The 2,814-nt window shown below is 37.1% G+C and carries 1 protein-coding gene and 2 pseudogenes; 2 read left to right on the top strand and 1 reads right to left on the bottom strand.

All coding sequences use genetic code 11. The features are described 5' to 3' along the window. A partial coding sequence (locus tag CGS49_RS13285) for an IS3-like element IS1068 family transposase (protein WP_097802284.1) occupies positions 1-826 on the top strand: 826 nt, incomplete at its 5' end. A gap of 37 nt (positions 827-863) precedes the next feature. On the opposite strand, the pseudogene CGS49_RS13290 reads toward CGS49_RS13285, so the two are convergent. Beyond that, a pseudogene (locus CGS49_RS13290) lies at positions 864-2,209 on the bottom strand (IS3 family transposase); the annotation flags it as partial. A 114-nt stretch (positions 2,210-2,323) separates the two neighbouring features. On the opposite strand from CGS49_RS13290, the pseudogene tnpA reads away from it, so the two are divergent. After that, positions 2,324-2,625: pseudogene (tnpA, locus tag CGS49_RS13295) on the top strand (IS200/IS605 family transposase); the annotation flags it as partial. Between the last annotated feature and the right edge of the window lie 189 nt (positions 2,626-2,814).

A 2,814-nucleotide genomic window follows, 5' to 3' on the forward strand; every position in this document is an offset into this window, starting at 1 on the left:
GAAGATAAAAATTAAGCATGCAGTAAAAGTTCTTAAGGTTTCTCGCTCAGGTTTCTATGAATACATGCATCGTCGTCCTTCAAAACAACAAGTGGAGAGAGAAATTCTCTCAGAGAAGATAAAAGCTGTCTTTCATGAGCATAAGGGACGCTATGGTGCGGTTAGAATTACCAAGGTACTTCATAATACTGGTATTATGACCAACACGAAACGTGTTGGGAAACTGATGCACTTGATGGGACTTTATGCCAAGGGAAGCCGTTATAAATATAAACATTACAACAGAAAAGGAGCTTCGCTTTCAAGACCCAATTTAATTAATCAGATCTTTAAAGCAACAGCTCCTAATAAAGTATGGCTGGGAGACATGACCTATATCCCTACCAAAGAAGGCACCTTATACTTAGCCGTGAATATCGACGTTTTTTCACGTAAGATTGTAGGCTGGTCAATGTCTTCACGGATGCAAGATAAACTGGTGAGGGATTGCTTCTTACAAGCTTGTGGGAAAGAACATCCTCAGCCTGGCTTGATTGTCCATACTGATCAAGGGAGTCAATATACAAGCTCTCGTTATCAATCTACTCTTCGTCAAGTCGGTGCTCAATCTAGCATGAGTCGTAAAGGAAATCCCTATGACAATGCAATGATGGAGTCTTTTTATAAGACGCTAAAGAGGGAGCTTATTAATGATGCTCATTTTGAGACAAGAGCTGAGGCTACTCAAGAAATATTTAAATACATTGAGACCTATTACAATACAAAAAGGATGCATTCAGGTCTTGATTACAAGTCTCCAAAAGACTTTGAAAAATATAATTCTTAAATTCTCTTAACTCCGTGTCTAGTTTTTCGTTGACTTTCCAGGATTTAGTTCTGTATTGCACAGGACTGAGTACTTTTAATTTTACCTTAATACGTTTGTTGTTGTAATAATCAATATAGTCTACAATAGCTTGTTCCAATTGCTCAAGTGAGTGAAACATCTTCTCGTAACCATAAAACATCTCAGACTTAAGAATGCCAAAGAAAGACTCCATCATACCATTGTCTGGACTATTTCCCTTACGTGACATGGACGGTTGGATTCCTTTATCCTCTAAAAATTGATGTTAATACTGATGTTGGTATTGCCAACCCTGGTCACTATGGGGAATTGTATTTTCATAATGCTCCTCTGTGAAGGACTGGTCTAACATAGATTTCACTTGTTCTAAGTTTGGTGAAGTTGAGAGATTATAAGCGATAATTTCGCTGTTGAAACCATCTAAAACAGGCGATAAATACAATTTATGTGTGCTATTTGGAATGGCAAACTCTGTCACATCTGTGTAGCACTTTTCCATTGGTTTGGATGCTTCAAACTGCCGTTGAATAAGGGTTATCTGCTTTCTTGCCAACTTCTCCTTGGTATGAAGAATACTTGCGTTTACGACGAATTTGGGAACTTAAACCAAGGAGCTTCATCAGACGTTGGACCTTCTTCTGGTTCACTACAAAACCACGATTCCTCAATTCCAGAGTTATTCGGCGATAGCCATAATTTCCTTTATGCTCATAATAAATTTCTTGAATTTCGCCTTTAGTCTCTTTATCTTTGTCGTGCCCATCTAGTTGTTTCAACTGATAATAGTAAGTCGAGCGAGCTAAACGTGCTGTTTCAAGAAGTAAATCTAGTCGAAATCCTCCTGAAACCATTTCTCTAACTGTTTCTGCCTTTCTCGCTGTAAGACTTCGTCCCTTTCCTCTAACTCTTTTAACTTTTTTAGGTAGGCCACCTCGGTACGTAAGCGTTCATTCTCCTCTTGGAGTCGCTCTAGTTCTGTCATTTCTTCCCAAGTTTTCTTACGTTTACGCCCCATTTTAGGTACTCTGCCTCTTCTTTTCTCAAGAATTGTATACCCATTTTTTTATATTGTGCTATCTAGTTAGGCAACATTCCACCACTTGGAAGACAATAATCAAGACTTACACTTTTTTGTGAACGACCTTCAAGTAGCACTTTATCAATCATTTCTTGTTTTAATTCTGGTGAATAGTAACGATTCTTACCTTTCTTGATAATTTCTATTCCGTAACGTTCAATCAATCTCGTCATATATCTTAATCCAGAAGCATCCACACCAAATCGTTTTGAAAGTTGGTTGAAGGTTTGACCTTGATTTCTCAATTCATATATTTGAACTTTATCTTCATAAGTTAGTTTCATAATAAAAACACCCCAAAAGTTAGATTTTTCTATCTAACTTTTGGGGTGCAGTTCAAGTGTTATATTAGATAAGGTTTCCCGACCACTAACTAATATACAAAAGGGGGACCCCTGATGAGACAGGATAATAATAGTTTAGGACATACTACTTGGAATTGTAAGTATCATATTGTTTTCGCCCAAAAATATAGATGTCAAATAATCTATGGGAAATACAAAGCAAGTATTGGTCAAATCTTACGGTTATTATGTGAAAGAAAAGGCGTTGAAATTCATGAAGCTGAAGCTTGCCCAGATCATATTCACATGTTGGTGAGCATACCATCAAAACTAAGTATTTCCTCATTTATGGGATATTTAAAGGGTAAAGTAGCTTAATGATATTCGACCGACACGCTAATTTAAAGTATAAATATGAGTATTGTAAATTTAGTTTTTAAGTTTTTGTTGATATTGAGAGCAGTTTGTCGGGTTAACGAGAAAAGGTGAGATGAAGGGAAACGATTCGTTAGATTTTTAGGCGTCTACCGTTAGAGGTGCCTTTTAGCTGAAGAACGAACCACCTGTTCTCGTGGGTGGTTTTGACTCTATCTCGCTTATTTAAT

It is taken from the genome of Faecalibacterium langellae (genome assembly GCF_002549775.1).
Taxonomy (GTDB): domain Bacteria; phylum Bacillota; class Clostridia; order Oscillospirales; family Ruminococcaceae; genus Faecalibacterium; species Faecalibacterium langellae.